This window comes from Deinococcus detaillensis (genome assembly GCF_007280555.1).
Lineage (GTDB): Bacteria > Deinococcota > Deinococci > Deinococcales > Deinococcaceae > Deinococcus > Deinococcus detaillensis.
Genome location: NZ_VKDB01000005.1, coordinates 33,899 through 51,195, shown reverse-complemented (window position 1 = coordinate 51,195; position 17,297 = coordinate 33,899). Strand labels below are relative to the sequence as shown.

The 17,297-nt window shown below is 61.9% G+C and carries 16 protein-coding genes; 13 read left to right on the top strand and 3 right to left on the bottom strand.

Annotation, left to right across the window (positions count from 1 at the left end; genetic code table 11):
* The first annotated feature begins 105 nt into the window (after positions 1–105).
* The 8 genes from FNU79_RS06950 to pgl all read left to right on the top strand — a co-directional run bounded on the left by FNU79_RS06950 (position 106) and on the right by pgl (position 8,736).
* Entirely contained in the window at positions 106–393 is a 288-nt protein-coding gene (locus tag FNU79_RS06950) for a hypothetical protein (protein WP_143720160.1), read from the top strand.
* Between the two features lie 7 nt (positions 394–400).
* Positions 401–1,312, top strand: a complete 912-nt coding sequence (locus FNU79_RS06945) for a hypothetical protein (RefSeq protein ID WP_143720159.1) — start codon at positions 401–403, stop codon at positions 1,310–1,312.
* 167 nt (positions 1,313–1,479) lie between these two features.
* A complete protein-coding gene (locus FNU79_RS06940; protein ID WP_143720158.1) occupies positions 1,480–2,538 on the top strand; it encodes an LptF/LptG family permease in 1,059 nt (352 codons plus the stop codon).
* Positions 2,535–3,677, top strand: coding sequence for an LptF/LptG family permease (locus FNU79_RS06935; protein ID WP_225429925.1), 1,143 nt, complete (start codon positions 2,535–2,537; stop codon positions 3,675–3,677). Before FNU79_RS06940 ends, FNU79_RS06935 begins: the two co-directional genes overlap by 4 nt.
* Positions 3,678–3,969: 292 nt before the next feature.
* Entirely contained in the window at positions 3,970–5,088 is a 1,119-nt protein-coding gene (gene gnd, locus FNU79_RS06930; RefSeq protein WP_143720157.1) for a phosphogluconate dehydrogenase (NAD(+)-dependent, decarboxylating), read from the top strand.
* Between the two features lie 437 nt (positions 5,089–5,525).
* On the top strand, positions 5,526–7,067 hold the full coding sequence (zwf, locus tag FNU79_RS06925) for a glucose-6-phosphate dehydrogenase (RefSeq protein ID WP_225429943.1): 1,542 nt from the start codon (positions 5,526–5,528) through the stop codon (positions 7,065–7,067).
* Complete coding sequence (locus FNU79_RS06920) at positions 7,064–8,044, top strand: glucose-6-phosphate dehydrogenase assembly protein OpcA (protein WP_143720156.1); 981 nt, start codon at positions 7,064–7,066, stop codon at positions 8,042–8,044. Before zwf ends, FNU79_RS06920 begins: the two co-directional genes overlap by 4 nt.
* Complete coding sequence (gene pgl / locus FNU79_RS06915; RefSeq protein WP_143720155.1) at positions 8,041–8,736, top strand: 6-phosphogluconolactonase; 696 nt, start codon at positions 8,041–8,043, stop codon at positions 8,734–8,736. Before FNU79_RS06920 ends, pgl begins: the two co-directional genes overlap by 4 nt.
* A 56-nt stretch (positions 8,737–8,792) precedes the next feature.
* On the opposite strand, the gene FNU79_RS06910 is transcribed toward pgl, so the two are convergent.
* Positions 8,793–9,863, bottom strand: coding sequence for a GGDEF domain-containing protein (locus FNU79_RS06910; protein WP_185974633.1), 1,071 nt, complete (start codon positions 9,861–9,863; stop codon positions 8,793–8,795).
* A gap of 85 nt (positions 9,864–9,948) precedes the next feature.
* Entirely contained in the window at positions 9,949–10,713 is a 765-nt protein-coding gene (locus FNU79_RS06905) for a TatD family hydrolase (RefSeq protein ID WP_143720153.1), read from the bottom strand.
* Positions 10,714–10,884: 171 nt separating this feature from the next.
* On the opposite strand from FNU79_RS06905, the gene FNU79_RS06900 reads away from it, so the two are divergent.
* The 4 genes from FNU79_RS06900 (at position 10,885) to FNU79_RS06885 (ending at position 14,454) form a co-directional block, all read left to right on the top strand.
* Entirely contained in the window at positions 10,885–11,478 is a 594-nt protein-coding gene (locus FNU79_RS06900; RefSeq protein WP_143720152.1) for a hypothetical protein, read from the top strand.
* A gap of 61 nt (positions 11,479–11,539) precedes the next feature.
* Complete coding sequence (locus FNU79_RS06895; RefSeq protein WP_143720151.1) at positions 11,540–12,436, top strand: LptA/OstA family protein; 897 nt, start codon at positions 11,540–11,542, stop codon at positions 12,434–12,436.
* A gap of 4 nt (positions 12,437–12,440) precedes the next feature.
* Positions 12,441–13,625 carry an LptA/OstA family protein gene (locus FNU79_RS06890; protein WP_143720150.1) on the top strand — a complete coding sequence of 395 codons (1,185 nt, stop codon included), beginning with the start codon at positions 12,441–12,443 and terminating at the stop codon, positions 13,623–13,625.
* A 367-nt stretch (positions 13,626–13,992) separates the two neighbouring features.
* Positions 13,993–14,454, top strand: coding sequence for a single-stranded DNA-binding protein (locus FNU79_RS06885; protein ID WP_124868935.1), 462 nt, complete (start codon positions 13,993–13,995; stop codon positions 14,452–14,454).
* A 75-nt stretch (positions 14,455–14,529) separates the two neighbouring features.
* Here the strand turns inward: FNU79_RS06885 and FNU79_RS06880 are convergent, their stop codons facing one another.
* Positions 14,530–16,572 (bottom strand): prolyl oligopeptidase family serine peptidase, encoded by a 2,043-nt coding sequence (locus tag FNU79_RS06880; protein WP_143720149.1) that lies wholly within the window; start codon positions 16,570–16,572, stop codon positions 14,530–14,532.
* Between the two features lie 82 nt (positions 16,573–16,654).
* Here FNU79_RS06880 and FNU79_RS06875 point away from each other — a divergent pair, with 82 nt between their 5' ends.
* Positions 16,655–17,260 (top strand): TMEM175 family protein, encoded by a 606-nt coding sequence (locus FNU79_RS06875; protein WP_143720148.1) that lies wholly within the window; start codon positions 16,655–16,657, stop codon positions 17,258–17,260.
* The last annotated feature ends 37 nt before the right edge of the window (positions 17,261–17,297 follow it).

Genomic DNA, 17,297 nt, shown 5'->3' with positions numbered 1-17,297 from the left:
TCTGCGGAGTAAGGAGTGATCCGGTGGCTTACCACCCGCAAGATGAGCGCCGTCTGGGAACTTGCACAAGGCGGCTCGCCCGGGCAGGCGCTCAGAATAGTCCCTATGGCTAAAGTTCACTCTGCTCAACTTGACTTGTCTTGGCGCAGTTTGGAAGCCCGCCTGCCGCTCGACGAATTGCCCACCTTTCACCGCGCTTTTCTGAGCTGGCGCGGCGTGGAGGGAGCCGCCGAGATGCCGCTGCGCCGCGTGCAGCAGCGGGTCGAAGCCGAACTGAACAAATGGGTTCAATCCGGCGAGGCCAGCCGCGAGGGAGATGATCTGCTGATCAGCCGCGCCGCGCTCAGTGGGTTTTCAGCGGCTGAGCATTGGTTGATTCCTCTGCCGGACTGACCTCGCTATGCGCCGCTTTCCCGTTGTCCCGCGCTTCTCGGCTTGGCCCAAGCTGACCGAGTTGCCGCTGCTGAATCGGCGCGAGTTGCCGGCTGGCACGCTCAGCGGTGAAGCAGCTGTTCAGGCTCTGTGGGCTTTGGGGGAAGCGCGGGCCTTTACGCTGCTGGCAGACTGCGCCGCCGCGCTGTGCCTTTATCCGGCGTGGGAGCGGCGCGACTGGAAAATGCCCAGTGCCGAGCAAGTTTTATCGGCTTACGGCGGCGAGTTCAGAAGCGTACCTGCGCTCAGCGTGCTGGGGGCGCTGCGTCAGGAAACGGGGCGGCCCAACGTGCTGCACTGTTCCAGCGGCCTTGTTTTTGCCCTTTACCAGCAACCTGATCAACTGGTACTGATCTTGGGCGGCACCAACACCAGCCACTCCGACTCGCAGCTTCACACCTTTCCCGCCGAGGCCAAACAGTTTCGGGCCGACGTGCTCAACGTGCTGGGCCGCTTGCCCCGCCTCTTTGTGGTGGCCGCTGAATTCACCCAGCTGCTGCTCGCCGAGCGTGGCCGCGCTCTCCCCGACTTGCCGCTGATGGTGGCGGGGCACTCGCTAGGCGGTGGGCTGGCGCAGTACGCGGCAGGCCTGTGTGGTGTGCCGGGAGTGGCCTTCAGTCCGACTGCGCTGGGCCGCGCGGTGGCCGCCGCGCTGCCCGGCGCTCCCGAGGTGCTGTGCTTGTCGCTGGACGGCGACCCGATTCCCCTGATCGGCACTCAGCATTTGCAGGCGCGGCTGCTGGGCCAGCATCTGCGTTTGCCACTGCACCCCAGCGTGCCGCCCGCCCGCCACATCACCAGTCACGGCCAGATTTATTTGCATTTGCTGGCGTGGCTGCGTGAGGCCTGGCCAGAGTTGCCCAGCGCCCTAGAGTCGTGAGAGGCAAACGGGCCGGGCGTCCTGTCAGTACACCCCCACAAGCGGCCCCTCGCCTCTCATGCAGCCGCTGCCACAGGCTGAATTGCTCTTGCTACACTACCCCCCGTGTTCAAGATCGCCGCTCTTTGTAAACTCAACTTTGACTTCAAGTCGGCGCTCAAGCCCGCATGAGAGGTCTTTTCCCGCGTTATATCTTCAAAGAAATCTGGCCGCTCTACGCGGCGGGCGTGCTGTTGTTTCTCTTTTTGCAGATGACCGACATTCTCAGCACCACAGTGGGGGCGATGCTGTCGTACCACACGGGGCTGTTCAAAGCGCTCACGCTGCTGAGTTACCAATTGCCGCTTGTACTCAACAAATGCTTGGTGGTGTCGGTGCCGTTCGCGGTGCTGATGGCCTTTGGGCGGCTGGCTAAAGACAGCGAAGTCAAGGCGGCCTATGCGGGCGGAGTGCGGCCCCTGAGTATGCTGTGGCCGCTGCTGCTTCCAGCGCTGGTGGTGGGCGCGGCGGTGTATTTCAACGCGGCTTACCTGACGCCCAGCGGCAACCAGAAGTACATCAAGTATTTTTACACCGATATTTACAAACTGGCCGTGCCGACGCCCACCACCCAGAACTACGCCCACGCAGAAGGCGGTAATTTTTTTACGGCGGGGCGGATTGACAGCTTGGGCAACGGCAGTCCCCAAACCCTATCGTCGCTAACTGGCGTGGTGGTGCAAACTCCGCAGGGCACCTACAGCGCCAGCGGCGGGCGCTGGGACGCGGCGGCCAAAACGTGGACGCTTTTCGGCGGCTACCGAGTCGACCCTCAGGGCGTGATCACGGCGTTGAGTGCGCCCATCACCTTTACCCAAAGCGACGTGGTGTCGCGCCCGCCGCCGCCCACTGACCAGAGCACCACTCCGCAGCTTCGCGCCCAGCTCGCAACGCTCACCCCCAACACCGAGGATTATCGCCGCGCCGCTTACGAACTCAGCCGCCGGGTGGCCGATTCGTTTACGCCGCTGATCTTTGTGCTGGCCGCCGGAACGCTGGGGCTGGCGCTGACCAACCGGGCCTGGGCGGTGGGAGCGGTGATTCTCTTTCTGGTGACGTTTTACGCTCTGTGGAACACCGCGCCGCAACTGGCCGCCGTGGGTGCGCTGCCTCACCTGCTGGCCGCTTGGCTGCCCAATCTGGTGTTCGCGCTGTTCGGCCTGCTGATGGCCTGGAGGCTGAGGTGAGCCGGGCCAGCCGCCCAGCTGCCGCGCCGGCGGGCTTGTTCTCAGGCCGCCTCAACCGCTATTTGCTGGAAGAAATCCTGCCGTTTTTGTTCGCGGGGCTGGCCGTCACCATTTTGCTGCTGCTGCTGGGAGCGCTTCAGGCTATTATCGCGCCGTTGCTGGCCAAGGGAGCCAACCCCGCACTGGTTGCTAAACTGGTGGCCCTGCAACTGCCCGACGCGGTGGCGCGGGGCCTGCCGATTGCGCTGCTGTTCGCCACTTTGCTGGGGCTGTCGCGCCTCTCCGCCGACTCGGAAATCAAGGCGATGCAGGCCGGAGGCATCTCGCCCACCAAGTTGTTCGGGCCGGTGATGGGGCTGGGTCTGGCCGTCACGCTGCTGAGCTTCGCGGTGGGCGAAACCCTGACCCCGCGTGCCAAGGTGCAGTCGCTGAGTGTGCAGCGCGAGATCGTCCTCGACAATCCGAGGGTCGCCGGGCTCGGTGTGGCGGGCGGTAAAGCGCTGGTGCTGCGCGACGCCTTCGGGCGGGCCATCAGCATCGCTTCGGTGGAGCCCGGCGGTGAGCTGCGCGGCCTGAGCATCGCCACCCTCAGAAACGGCGACGTGGCCCGCGAGATCATCACGGCTCAGCGTGGGCGGCTGAGCGCGGGCAGCAACGTCTTGGAACTGTTTGACGGCCAGCGCATCACCTACCAAAATGAAAAGCCCTCCACCGTGCTGAGTTTTGAGCGCGGCACCTTGCCGGTGCAGGATTTGCAGGCCAGCTTCGAGGGCGGCGACGAGCTCAAGCCGGTGTATTTGCCGCTGCGTGACCTGTGGCAAAAAGTCCGCGAGTACAAAGCCCAGAACATCAACGCCCCACAGGAATTTACGGCCTTGCAGCGCAAGTTCGCCGAGCCATTCGCGGCGCTGTGCATGGCTTTTTTCGCCGCTGCGCTGGCAATTTTCTCGTTTAGAAGCAACCTCAATATCGGGCTGGTGTGGGTGCTGCTGCTGACCTTTTTGTATTACGCCACCTGGAGCGTCTTTCGGGTGATGGGCGAAAATGGAGCGCTCTCGCCGCTGCTCTCGGCTTGGACGCCCGATGCGCTGTACGTCGTGGCGGGCGCGGCGCTGCTGTGGGTGGCGGCGCGGCGGTAAGTGCGGGCTCGTGGGAAGGCTGGGGGAGGGTTATCAGCTCCTGCGTGATGGGTAAAGCTCCGCAATAATTAAGTCATAAGCGGGCTGACCATCCTCAGAAAACAAACTCAGGTTCGTCGACAACGCTTCCCACCCCTCTTAGGCTTGCGTTAAGAAAAAGCGGGCTGCCTTGCCGTTTGGCCTGCGCGTATGATGCCAAAGAATGAAGCTTCAGCCGGAGGGCGTGCGTACCCGGTGCCGGTATCTGGAAGAATTTCGAGCAGAGAGTTTTGAATAAGCACAAGGAGATCGCATGAAAATAGGCATGATCGGTTTGGGAAAAATGGGCGGCAACATGGTGGCTCGTCTGCTGCAAGGCGGACAGGAAGTGGTGGCTTACGACCTCAGCGAAGACAACATCAAGCTGGCTGAGGGACGCGGAGCCGAGGGAGCCCGCACTCTTGAGGAACTGATCGCCAAGCTGCCCACCCCCCGCGCCGTCTGGGTGATGGTGCCGAGCGGGGCCGCCACCGAAAGTACCGTGATGAATCTGGCCGACCATATGCAGAAGGGCGACATCATCATCGACGGCGGCAACAGCAACTACAAAGACAGCCAGCGCCGCGCCAAAACGCTAGCTGAGCGCGGCATCGACTTTGTAGACGTGGGCACCTCGGGCGGCGTCTGGGGCCTCAAGGAAGGCTACGCCATGATGGTCGGCGGCGAAAAAGCGGCGGTAGACAGCCTGACGCCGATTCTGGAAGTGCTGGCCCCCGCGCCCACCCAGGGCTGGGGCCGGATGGGGCCAGCCGGCAGCGGCCACTACGTCAAGATGGTTCACAACGGCATCGAGTACGGCATGATGCAGGCCTACGCCGAGGGCTTTGAGCTGATGCACGCCAAAACGGAAATGCAGCTCGATATGGCCCAGATCGCCGAATTGTGGCGGCACGGCAGCGTGATCCGCTCGTGGCTGCTCGATTTGACCACCGACGCCCTGAGCGGCGATCCGGAATTCAGCGACCTCTCCGATTACGTGGCCGACTCCGGCGAGGGCCGCTGGACAGTGGTGGACGCCCTCAACGAAGGCATTCCGGCTCCGGTCATCACCTTGAGTGTGCAGATGCGCCTGCGCAGCCAGCAAAAGAGCAGTTACGCGGGCAAAATGCTCTCGGCCATGCGCCGCGCCTTTGGCGGTCACGCCGTCAAGAAAGTGGAGACGGAGGCTGAGGAAAGCATCGTGCCCGAAGCCCACACCCCAGAAGACGCCAGGCCGCAGAACATTCCGGCGTCGGGTACCAAAGCTGCTGGCGCTCAAAGTGACGGTGACACGGCCCGCCAACTCGGTGAAAGCGGCAAAGTCCCCGTCAACCCCAACCCTGAAGACACCGGGAACAAGGCGGCGGGCAACCAGAACGAAGGCCAGTCGTAATGGCAATCAAGAAAACGCCAGCGGCCAAGCCAGCAGCCAGATCAGCAACCAAAACCGCTCAGCCCAAAGCGGACGCTAAGCCCCCCAAGGCCAGTGCCACTGCCAAAAAAGCGGCCCAAAAGCCCCAGCCAGTGAGCGCGATGCCGATTGACAGCGACGACGTGTTGCCGGGCGCGGCGGGCCACCAAAGCGCGGTGTCTCCAGTCGCTAAGAAAATAGGTTCCAAAGCGGCAGCATCTAAAGCGGCTGTGCCTAAAACGGCTGTGTCCAAGACGGCAGCATCCAAAGCGCCTGTATCTAAGCCGGCTCCATCCAAAACAGCTGCTCCCAAAACAGCGGCCACCAAAAAACCGGCCGCTACCAAGCCCAAGCCGGTGCAGGGCAAAGCCGCCGATCCCCTGCTGACGCCCGCCGAGGCCAGTGCGCCCAATGCCGCGATGGCTGCCGAACTGGCCGCCAACCTCAATCCGTTCCGGGCCGGAATGCGCCGCAGCCGCGCTCCCGAACCGGCCACTTTGGTCATTTTCGGCGCGACGGGCGACCTGGCCAAGCGCAAGTTGCTGCCCGCCGTCTTCGGACTGTGGCAAGACGGCCTGCTCGGCAGCGCCTTTAACATCGTCGGGGTGGGCCGTCAGGAGATGACCGACGAGCAGTTCAAGGACTACGCCATCGAGGCGCTCAAAACCAGTAAGGAAACCGACACCCCGCAGCCTGGAGCGCTGGAAAAGTTCCGTGAGCTGCTGTATTACGAATTCGGTGACTTCGGGGCCGACGACGTTTACAGCAAAGTCAGAGAGCAGCTCAACGAAGCGGAGGACGCGCACGGCGGGCGCAAAAACGCGCTGTTTTACCTGTCCACCCCGCCGAGCCTGTTCGAGCCGATCAGCAACGGGTTAGGCCGGCTGGGCCTGCAAGACCAGACGGAGGGCTGGCGGCGCATCATCGTCGAAAAACCGTTTGGAACGGATCTGGCCTCGGCGCGGCACCTCAATGACACCCTCCACGGCGTCTGGAACGAGTCGCAGGTCTACCGAATCGACCACTACCTCGGCAAAGAAACCGTGCAGAACCTGATGGCGATCCGTTTTGGCAACGCCATCTTCGAGCCGCTGTGGAACCGCTCGTTCGTCGATCATATCCAGATCACCAACGCCGAAGACTTGGGCCTCGAAGGCCGCGCCGGGTACTACGAGGAAGCCGGTGTGGTGCGCGACATGCTACAAAATCACCTCATGCAGGTGGTGGCGCTGACTGCCATGGAGCCGCCCGCTGCTTTTGACGCCGACGCCATCCGCGACGAAAAAGTCAAGGCGCTGCGGGCCATTCGCCGCATCCCGGTCGAGCGCGTCCCCGAAGTGGCGGTGCGCGGACAGTACGGCCCCGGTACCCTCGACGGCGAACACGTGCCCGGCTACCGCGAGGAACCCAACGTGCAGGAAGGCTCCGGCACCCCGACTTACGTGGCCGTCAAATATGAGATCGACAACTGGCGCTGGCAGGGCGTGCCGTTTTACGTCCGCAGCGGCAAGCGGCTGCCTAAAAAAGTCACCGAGATCGCGGTGGTTTTCAAGCGCCCGCCGCTGGGCCTGTTTCCGGGCGGCTTAGAGCGCAACGTCTTGGCCTTCCGCATTCAGCCGGACGAAGGTGTGAGCTTGAAGTTTTCGAGCAAAACCCCCGGCCAAGAAAACGTGCTGCGCGAAGTGGTGATGGATTTCCGCTACGACGCTTTCGGCGCTCAACTCGAAAGCCCCTACTCGCGCTTACTCCTCGACGCGATGGTGGGCGACGCCACCCTGTTTCCGCGTGAGGACGAAGTGGATCAGGCTTGGCAGATCGTTTCCGGCATTCTGGAAGCTTGGGACCCCACCTCGCCGCATTACGTACCGCCCACCGATTTCCCCAACTACGACGCCGGAACGTGGGGGCCGGACGAAGCCGACCAGCTGATCGGCCCGGATCGGCGCTGGCGGCGCTTGTGACGGCCCGGCTCAGCCTCGCCCCGCTCGGCCCGCTGCCCACCAACGTGCGGGGAGCGCAGCGCACCTTGGACGAGCTGTGGGCGCAGACCGACATCGAAACGCGGGCCTACACCGGCAACATCATTGCCCTGACCACGCCCAACTACCAGGGCCGCATTCAGGAAGCCCTAACCGGCTTAGAGGGCCGCTACGCCGGACGCCAGATCATCGCGGTGATGGAGCCGGCGGCCTCGGGGCGCATGAGCATCGACGCCCAATTGGTGCCGCAGCAAGGGCTGTACATAGAGCGGCTGACGTTGCTGGCCAACCCCGGCCAACTGCGCGGAGCGATTTTGCCGCTGCTGCGTCCCGCCACCGTCAACCACGTCTGGTGGGCCTCTGACGATCCGCCCGGCGGGCCGCTGCTGCGCGAACTGACCGACGTGGCCGATCAGGTCATTGCCGACAGCCTGCGCCTCGATATTCCGCCGGCCCGCAACTACGCGCTGGCCGACCTGGGCTGGTCGCGCTCGGCAGCGTGGCGCGAGGGGCTGGCCCAACTATTTGACAGCAGAGACGCCGCCGGAATGCTGGGCCGCGTCAACCGCCTCAAGATCTGGTCGGGCGGCAGAAATGACCGCGCGGCGCGGCTGTTCGCTTCTTGGGTGGCCACCACCCTCGGCTGGAAAGACCTCAGCCCGGTGACCTTTGTGAGAGGCGACTGCCAGCGTCAGCACGGCGATTTGTGCGGCGTGGAGCTGGCTGGAAAAGGAGTGAGCTTCCTGCTCAAATCCATTGGCCCGGAACTGGTGCAGTCCAGCGTCAAGTTCGACAAAGTCAACCGCAAAACCACCCTGATGGTGCCGAGCATGACTTTGGCCGAGGGGCTAGCCCGCGTGATGGCCCGCCCGGAGCGCGGCAGCGACTTCGAGGCGGCTTGGAAACTGGCCCGCGCCAGCATGGACGAAGATGCGCCCGCTCAAGCCGACTCCTTATGAAGCTTCAGGGCGAAATCCATATTTATCCGACGCCGCAGGCCACCGCGCAGGCTGCCGCTGAGGCTTTCGCATGGGCCGCACAGGAGGCCGTCAGCCGGCGCGGGGCGTTTCATGTCGCGCTTTCCGGCGGCAGCACGCCCAAGCTGATGTACGCCGCCCTGCGGGGCCTCGAAGTCCCTTGGCCGCAAGTTCACATCTACTTCAGCGATGAGCGCACGGTAGGGCCGGAAGACCCGCAGAGCAATTACCACACCGCCAAAGTGGGCCTGCTCGACTTCGTACCTCTTCCGGCTGGGCAAATTCATCGAATGGAAGGTGAGCGCGACCCCGCACAGGCGGCTGCCGATTACGCGGCGCTGCTGCCTGCCCAGCTCGATCTGGTCTTGCTCGGCATGGGCGACGACGGCCACACCGCCAGCCTCTTCCCGGGTACGGCGGGCCTGAGTCTGGGCGGGCGGGTGGTTGCCAATCACGTGCCGCAGCAAGACACCTGGCGGATCAGTTTCACCTTCAGCGAAATCAACGCTGCTCGTGAGCGCTGGCTCCTCGTCACAGGCGCGGCCAAAGCGCCGGTGCTGGCTCAACTCCAGCGCGGCGAGGGCGATTATCCGGTGAGCCGGGTTAGCGATCCGGTTTGGTATCTGGACGTAGCAGCGGCGGCGGCTTTGCCGGACAACTCGGCTGGTTCTTGATACTTGATACGGACTCCAAAACGGAGTCGGCAGAATGACCGGAATCCGTATGCAAGCTAACTGATCTGCGCTATGACACGGTTTTTTCCGCTGGTTTTAGCGTGATAAAGCCCGATGTCGGCGCGGCGCACCAGTTCCTGAACATCGTCTTTGGGCATGCGACTAGACACGCCGATACTGATGGTGACTGAGCCGGACGGCAAGGCGAGTTCCTCCACCGCTGCCCGCAGCGCTTCGGCCTCGCGCAGAGCGTGGGTAAGAGTAGCGCCGCTGAGCAGCACCAAAAATTCTTCGCCGCCCCAGCGCACCAGCACGCCGGATGTGCCGAGGGTTCGCTGCACGGCGGCGGCAATGGCCTGCAGCGCCGCGTCGCCCGCTTCATGGCCGTGGCTGTCGTTGATGCGCTTGAAGTTGTCGATATCCAGCAGCAGCACGCTGACAGGCGTTTGAGCGCCGCGCATCGCTCTTTCGAAATAGCGGTAAGCCGCGCGGCGGTTGGGCAGGCCGATCAGGTCGTCGGTGTGGGCCATATCGCGCATGGCTTTGGCGCTGTCATAAGCCCCGCGCCAAGCGCTGCGGTGATTGCCCAACAAGACAATCAGCAGCAGCGTGGCCAAAACGACCGAATCACGCGTCAACTGCGCTCCGAGACTCAACCAATTCGGCTCCAGCAGCAGCGGCTCCCAGCGGCTGATGAAATGTCCGGCCAGCACGGCGGCCAACCAGTACTTGGCCCGGTGCAGCGGCAAAAAGACGTAAACCCCCGCCGCCAAGGCCAGCACTCCCAACTCGTTCAGGCCCGCGTTGTCAAGGCGCTGAGGGCCGCCGAAAAGCGGCTGTAAGGTAAAGGTGAGGTAGAGGCCGGCACACACCAGCAGTACGGTTTTCTCAATAAGCGGAAGGGCCAAGTTTTTCTGTCTCAGTGCCCAGATGGTCCAAAAAGACAGCAGCAGCAGCAGAGCACTGAGCGCCACACCAAGCGGGTTGAGCGGCCCCACCGTCAAGAGCGTTGCCAAGCGCACGCTACTGAACAAAAGTAAGCAGCAAGCGGTGGCCAAATACGTCGAGCGTTTCGGGCCGTCAAGTGAAGTGGGCTTTGGAAGAGGAGTGGGCATCAGAAAGTTCACTTCAGAGTCTGACAGGTTTGCCTGACAAACCTCTGAATTCATTTAAGATGAACTTAAAAAATGCAAGAAATATCAGCGAACAGTTTTAATCCATCAAGCGGTAGACACTGCGGGCATTGGCGTCGGTCTGCTGCTGCACGACTTCCTCGCTGAGGCCGCGCAGCTTGGCCAAAAACTGCAAGGTGTAGCGCACGTAGCCGGGCCGGTTGGGCTTGCCGCGTTTGGGAACAGGAGCCAGGAACGGAGCGTCGGTTTCCACGAGCAGGCGCTCAATTGGTACATAGCAGGCGGCTTCCTGAATGGCGTGGGCGTTTTTGTAGGTGAGATTGCCCGCGAACGAAACGTGCCAGCCCGCATCCAGCGCGGCCCTGAGCAGTCCGGCGTGGCCGTTGCAGCAGTGCAAAATGCCTTTGTTCCAACCTGAGGCCGCGATGATCTCGGCGCAGCCCAAACTGGCCCGCTCGCCGCCCGCCGCGTCGCGGGTGTGGACGATGACTGGCAGGTCGCGCCGCCGCGCCAAGTCGAGCTGCCACTCGAACGCCGAGCGCTGCACCTCCAGTTGGTCGTGTACCCAGTAGTCGTCCAGGCCGGTTTCGCCAATGGCCACGACTTTGGGACGCGAGCTGAACATTTCGAGTTCGGCTCTGGTTTGGGGAGTGTCTTCCTGCGCCACATCGGTGGGATGCAGGCCCACGCTGGCCCATACTTCAGGGTACTGATCGGCCAACGCAAGGGCGCTGCGGGCGTGCTGCACATTCGCGCCGACACAGATCATGGCGCTCAGGCCCAGTTCAAAGCGGGCCGATGCGGGGTCTTCGAGGTAATCGAGGTGGCAGTGGGTGTCAATCATGCTGCTCAGGGTAGCGTTCAAGCGGCCTCAATCTGACGCCCGCGCTCATCTGCACCGCTTGCCATCACACCGCCCTAAGCACTCTCATGAGCCGTGGCGGCTATCATGCCAACGTGTTACGAAGCGTAGCGGTTCAAGATTTAGGCGCAAGCCTGGCCAAAAGGAGGCTTCATGCTGCGCTTTAGTGCGGCGGCTTTGCTGGCGCTGGTGCTGTTTGGCCTGATCTTTGCGCTGCTGCCCGCCGCTTCCAGCGTGCGCGGCTCCGGCGTCAAGCTCAGCGGCGTCAAGTTGCGGCTGTATCCGGCGCAAGACCCCAAAGCCGAGTGGCGCTTTGCGGCGGGGGAGATCAGCGTCGATCCTGAAAAGGGCGAAACGGCGCTCGATCAACTCGGTCAGGGCGAACGCTGGGCGCAGGACGCGGCGGGAGACTTGCAAAAGGACATGACCATCAAGGCCACCAATCTGGTGATTGACGGCCAAGACAACTTGCACGCCAAGCAAGCCGAACTCTACACCTTGGCGGATTGCAGCACCTTTACGTTGTCCTCAACGGGCAATAAAGAAGTGGTCATCAATCAGCAAGGTGGCTACAGCGCTCCTGCAGGTGAACTCAACTCGCCTATTACCAAGGGAAGGTTCATCAACATCACCGCCAATTTTGATTTTAGTAACTTTCAAGCTGAGCAGCCCAAAAGCCGCCAAGATGAAGGACTGCACACTTACCCATCGACTCGCTGTTTCAACGGTAAGGTGGAGCCGCGCTGAATAGGTTTCACTTTGATGTTTATTCCAACAATCAAATGCACATTGTTTTTAAGGAGATCTAATGAAACGTCCTGCTCTTTTTTTGACCGCTGCACTTCTGACTTTCGCCTTCGCCGCTCAAGTAGACCGGGTGTTGCGTTTTGATACGGCAGCGATGGTGCAAGGCAACTTGCGAAACGGCCCGATCAATTACACCGGTAAAAATGGTGGGCCGGTCAAGGCCAGCGTCAACAACATCAACATTTCAGCCACTTCGGCTGTGCTCACTGCTCCGGCAGGCACTACCTTGGCCGAGTCCGAGGGCAAGCGCACCGCGACCTTTAGCGGTGGCGGCACAGACGTAAATGTGGTGCGGGGCCGCTTGACGGCCAAGGGCGGGCAACTCGCCTACAGCGAAGCGACGGGTCAGGGTGTGCTGACCGGCACGCCCAGCGCCGTGTTCGTACCGGAGAAAAAAGACGACGGCGATCCGGTGAATATCAAAGCCGCTCAGATGAGCTTGGATGTGGACAACAACATCAGCACTTCAACCGGAAATGTGCAGCTCGTCAGCGGCACGCAGACCGGCAAAGCCGACAAGCTGGTGTTTGACGAAGACAAGGAAGTGGGCGTGTTGACGGGCAGCCCCAGCATGAGCCGCGCCGCGACGGCCAAGCAAAAAGAACTGCTGATCGTGGGTGACGAGGCCCGCGTGGCGACCAAAGGCAAGCTGCTGTACGTCAAAGGCAAAGTGACGCTGACGCAGGGCAGCATCGTGACCAAAGGCGACGCCGTGTATTACGACGATAAAAAGAACACCGCCTATGTGGTCGGCAACGCCGTGAGCGTGGACAGCAAGAGCGGCCAGAAACTCAGCGCCCGCGTGCTGCTTCAGCGCACTGATCTGGCGCGGGTCAGTCAGTTGTCAGGCAATTACCAGATTCCAGTTCAGAACTTCAAGCTGAGTACCGACAAGTAAGTTGATGAACGGGCGGCGATTTGGAGGGAACGTTTGGCTGCTGGGGCTGCTGCTGCTGGGCGGCGCTGATCTCAGCAGCGGACAGGCCCAGAACGCGGCCCCGCCGCCGGTGAGCGCTCCGGCAACGCCTGCTGCTGATCCTGCTTTGCCTGATTCGCCATCAGAGAGCAGCTCGCCTCAGCTTCCTGCGGCTGATCCGGCCGGGCCGAACTTGCCGGTTGTGCCGCCGAACAACAGCGCTCCCGAGCCGGTTGTCCCCGACAGCCCTGTGCCCAGCTCGGCTGCGCCCGACACCGCGCCTGCCGATTCGGGCGACCAGCCGACGATTGAGCTGACCCGCAAGGGCGACGACGGCAAGCAGCGGGTCATCGTCATTGTCAGAACCGGCAATGATGCGGCGGGCATTGCCGTGACCTGTGCGCCGCAAGACGACGAGCCCGCCGACGCGCCGATTGTGGTGGTTTATAGCGATTCTTCGGTGGGCGGCGTGCAGGTTACGGTGGACAAAAACCTGATCCGCGCACCCTTGGCGGTGATTACCAAGCAGGGCCAGAAGGAAGGCGAGAGCAGCAAAGGCGGCGACGGCCACATCGAAATGAGCGCCGGAACCGCTCAGTTTTTGGACGAACCGCCGCAGGGCAAGACTGATCGCCTCAGTCGCTGCGCCGTGCAGGCCGATCCTAAACCCGCGCCCGACACCGTCTTTGTGACGCAGGGGCGCACCAGTTTGAAAGGCCAGAGTTTGGTTTATGACGAATCCGACGGTGTAGCCCGCATTGACGGCCCAATCACCTTCGACCGCGCCCCTGCTACCGGCAAGCCTGAAACCGAGCGGCTGACCGGCAACAGCGAGCGGATTGAAGTCAATGTGGACAAAGAAACGACGACTTTGGTGGGCGCAGTGGTGCTGCAAAATGCTGGTCGGGTCAGCAAAGCCGAGCGTGTGGACTACGACGACGCCGCCAACGTCGCCATCTTGCGCGGCAGCCCAGAAGCGCCCGCCGAGTCGGTCAACGGTCAGGAAGTGATTTGCGCCCTGGTCATCCGCTATAACCTCGACCTCAACACCGTGTACGCCGAAGGGCAGATCGGCGGTCAATTTTCCGACGATGCGGGCAGCACTTCTGGCACGAATGCGGCCTCTTCCTCCAATTCGGGAGCGCCCGCGCTGGGCTGCTCCGGTCGGTAGAAATGCCGCAGTGTCTTGATTCAGTCGGTAGGGCGGTGAGTGAGCATAGATTTTATGCGCTTGCTGCCTTTTTCTTGCTCTGCTTTTAAGCGCTTGCTCGTCGCCTGACCGCCTGCCACCCCTGATTCGCAAAAAGAGCTGTGCGGCGTAGTGACAGATTGGAACGGGGGGGCCAGCATCGTCAGTACGTTCCACTTGGAAAGTCGGCAGCTTGCAAGCCCTGTCCCGTTAAAGCCAGCGGTAAAAAGGCAGAGCGGTGCCGCCGGGGGCTACCTTTTTTGCGGTCGATCTGTTATGTTATTTGCGTAAGGCGCTGGCCCCTACACCTTCAGATACCCGCTGCTACGCCTCTCCCCAAGGAGCCATTATGTCCATTCAGATTCACCTCGTGGGGCCGCTGGGCACCAACATCACCATCGAAGTTCAAGAAGAGCGCGAAATCTTTCCGACGCTGCGCAAGTACGGCAAATCCGGCTGGAGCAGCGGAGACCTGCCCGCAGGCGGCGTGTCGTTGCCGCTGGCGATGGCCGATATTTTTGATTGGAGCCTCATTGGCGCACGCCCCTACACCAATGCCGACGGCGAGCAGGCCGTGATGTACAGAGGCCAGAGCTACAAGCGCCGCGAGCTGGAAGAAGTCGACACCAAGAAACTCAAGCTGCCCAAAATCGTCAAGTATTCGCGCGGCGCACGCCCCACCGATTTGCCGCACCTCAAAGAAGGCGAGGACGGCGGCGTGCAGTACATCACCCTGATTTCCTTTCGGGGCGGCGGCAAAGTGCTGGACGCTTATGTGGATGCGGCGAAGGCGGCGGGAACGGCAGGATAAAAAAGTTTGTGGCAGGTAGGCAGGGAAGCGGGCGCTGAAGAGGGCCGCGCTTCCCTGCTTTTTTGACTCAGCTTCTTACCTCAGCGCTCCCAGCAAAAACGCGTACACGTCTGCCTTCTCCTCAATCACCAATTTGGTGGGCTTGCCCGCGCCGTGTCCGGCTCTAGTCTGAACCCTCAGCAAAATCGGAGCGCCGCCCTGCTGGACGTGTTGCAGCTCAGCGGCAAATTTGTAGCTGTGGGCCGGAACCACCCGGTCATCGTGGTCGCCAGTGGTCAGCAGGGTCGGTGGATAAGCCCGCTGCATCAGGTTGTGAAGCGGACTGTAGGCCCGCAGCACGGCAAAGTCTTCGGCGTTGTCGCTGCTGCCGTAATCGCTGACCCAGGCCCAGCCAATCGTGAACTTCTGGAATCTCAGCATGTCCATCACGCCGACGTGCCCCACCGCCGCGCCGATCAGTTCTGGATGCTGAGTCAAGGTCGCGCCCACCAGTAGGCCGCCGTTGCTGCCGCCCTCGATGCCCAGATGCTGCGGCGAGGTGTAACCGCGCTGGGCCAAATGGCGGGCGCAGGCGGCGAAGTCGTCAAAGACGTTTTGTTTGTTGGCCTTCATCCCGGCCTGGTGCCAGCTCTCGCCGTACTCGCCGCCGCCGCGCAAGTTGGCCACCGCCAGCACCCCGCCCGCTTCCAGCCAAGCCAGCCGCGAGACTTCAAAGCTGGGGGTCAGCGAGATGTCAAAGCCGCCGTATCCGTAGAGAAGCGCCGGGTTGGAGCCGTCCAGCACCACGTTTGACTGACTGACGATAAACATGGGCACTTTGGTGCCGTCCTGACTTTCGGCAAATTCTTGGCGTACCTCGTAGCCACTCAAATCGGCGCTCAGATCAGGCGACCAAAGCGCCGTCAGCTCGCCGTTCTCGGTGTTCAGCTGATAACTTGCCGCCGGACTCAGGAAGCTGGTGAACACCAAAAACACTTCGCTTTGATCGGTGTGTCCGCTGAGGCTGCCCACCGTGCCGAGGCCGGGCAACGTGACTGGCTGGGCGTTCTGGCCTTGCCGGTCGACCACGCTCAAGCGGCTGGAAGCGTCCGCTAGGGTGTGCAGCACGAAGCCGCCCTCCACCATCAGAACTTCGAGTAAGCGGTGCTGGCTCTCGGCGACGATTTCACGGCGCTCACCCGTTTCTAAATGATGCGAAATCAGGCGGCCCATTGGAGCCGCGTCGTCGGTCAGGAAGTAAAACACGGGGCCGTCGTTGCCGATCACCTGATAACTGGCTTCAAAGTCGGCCACCACTTCGGTGAAGGGGCCGCGCTCTTCTAAGGGCCGCACCCAGATCAGGTTTTGGCGAGCGGTGCCTTTCCAGACGTTGACGATCAGGTAGTGCCCGTCCTCGCTGACCATGCCGCCAAACCCCCATTCCGGCTGGTCGGGGCGCTCCAGAATCAGCTCGTCTTCGGCTTGCTCGCTGCCGATGCGGTGGCGGTATAAGCGCTGGTTGAGGTTCGCGCTGCTGAGTTGCTGGCCTTCGGGTGGGCGGTCATAGCGGCCGTACAGAAAGCTGTTGCCGTCAGGCAGCCAACCCGCGCCGCTGAACTTGCTGTCGCTGACGGTATCGGGGAGGTCGTGGCCGCTGACGATGTCGCGCACCCGCCAGTCGCGCCAGTCGCTGCCACCCTGCGAGAGCGAGTAAGCCAGCTTGCTGCCGTCCTGACTGATGGCCAGCTCGCCCAGCGAGACCGTGCCGTCGTCAGAAAAGCTGTTGGGGTCGAGCAGAATCCGGCCCTCATCGGCGGGCGAGTCCATCACGTAGAGCACGAATTGGCTTTGCAGGCCGCTGTTACGCATCTGGAAGTATTTGCCCCCTTCTTGCCAAACCCCGCCGCGCCGCGCATAGTCCCACAGCTCGGTCAAGCGGCTGCGGAGTTGCTCACGCTCCGGCAAGGCGTCCAGCACCGTGCGGGTCAGCTCGTTTTGAGCGTCCACAAAGGCCTTGGTTTCGGCGCTGCCCGCATCTTCCAACCAGCGGTAGGGATCGGCAATGATCTCGCCGTGATAAGTGTCGGTGTGGTCGCTGCGGCGGGTTTCGGGCGCGGACTTGGGAGAAATTAGGGGCATACCGCTAGGCTACCTGCTCAGCCCGTTTTACCTTGTAGCCAGGAACAGAGCCTTAAGATAAAATGAGGATGACTGACTTCTTATGATGATATTCAAAGGCCTCAACCGACTTGAAGCCTTCAGCGACGGCGTGTTCGCTATCGCCATCACCCTGCTGATTCTGGAAATCAAAGCGCCGCAAGTCGGCGAACATGGCAGCTCAGCGTCGCTGTGGACAGGCTTACTGCATTTGTGGCCGTCATATCTAGCCTATTTGTTAGCGTTTAGCACTATTCTCATCTCTTGGATCGGGCATCACATTCTCATCGGTCAAGTCAAGGCGGTAAGTCAGAACTTGCTCATCGTCAATGCCTTTTTTCTGCTGACCGTTTCGTTTTTGCCGTTTCCGACCTCGGTAGTGGCCGAACATTTGCGCTCGGATTCGGGCAGCGCCGCCGCCGCCTTTTACGCACTTTCTAACCTCTTCAACAGCTTGGCGTTTTACCTGCTGGGGCGAACGATTCTCGCCGCCCAACCAGATGCGGCGGTGGTGATTGGGCGCTCACAAAAAGATTCGTTCTTGGGCATATTTTGGTGCTTGGGCTGCGCCGCCCTGGCGCTGCTGAGTCCGGTGATTTCATTGTTGTTGGTGGCGGCGCTGTTTGTGTGGTGGATTCGGCCCATGCGCCCTGCGTTGCAGGTAGACTGAACTCAGTCCAAAATCCCTGCTCTCACCTGTCACCTGC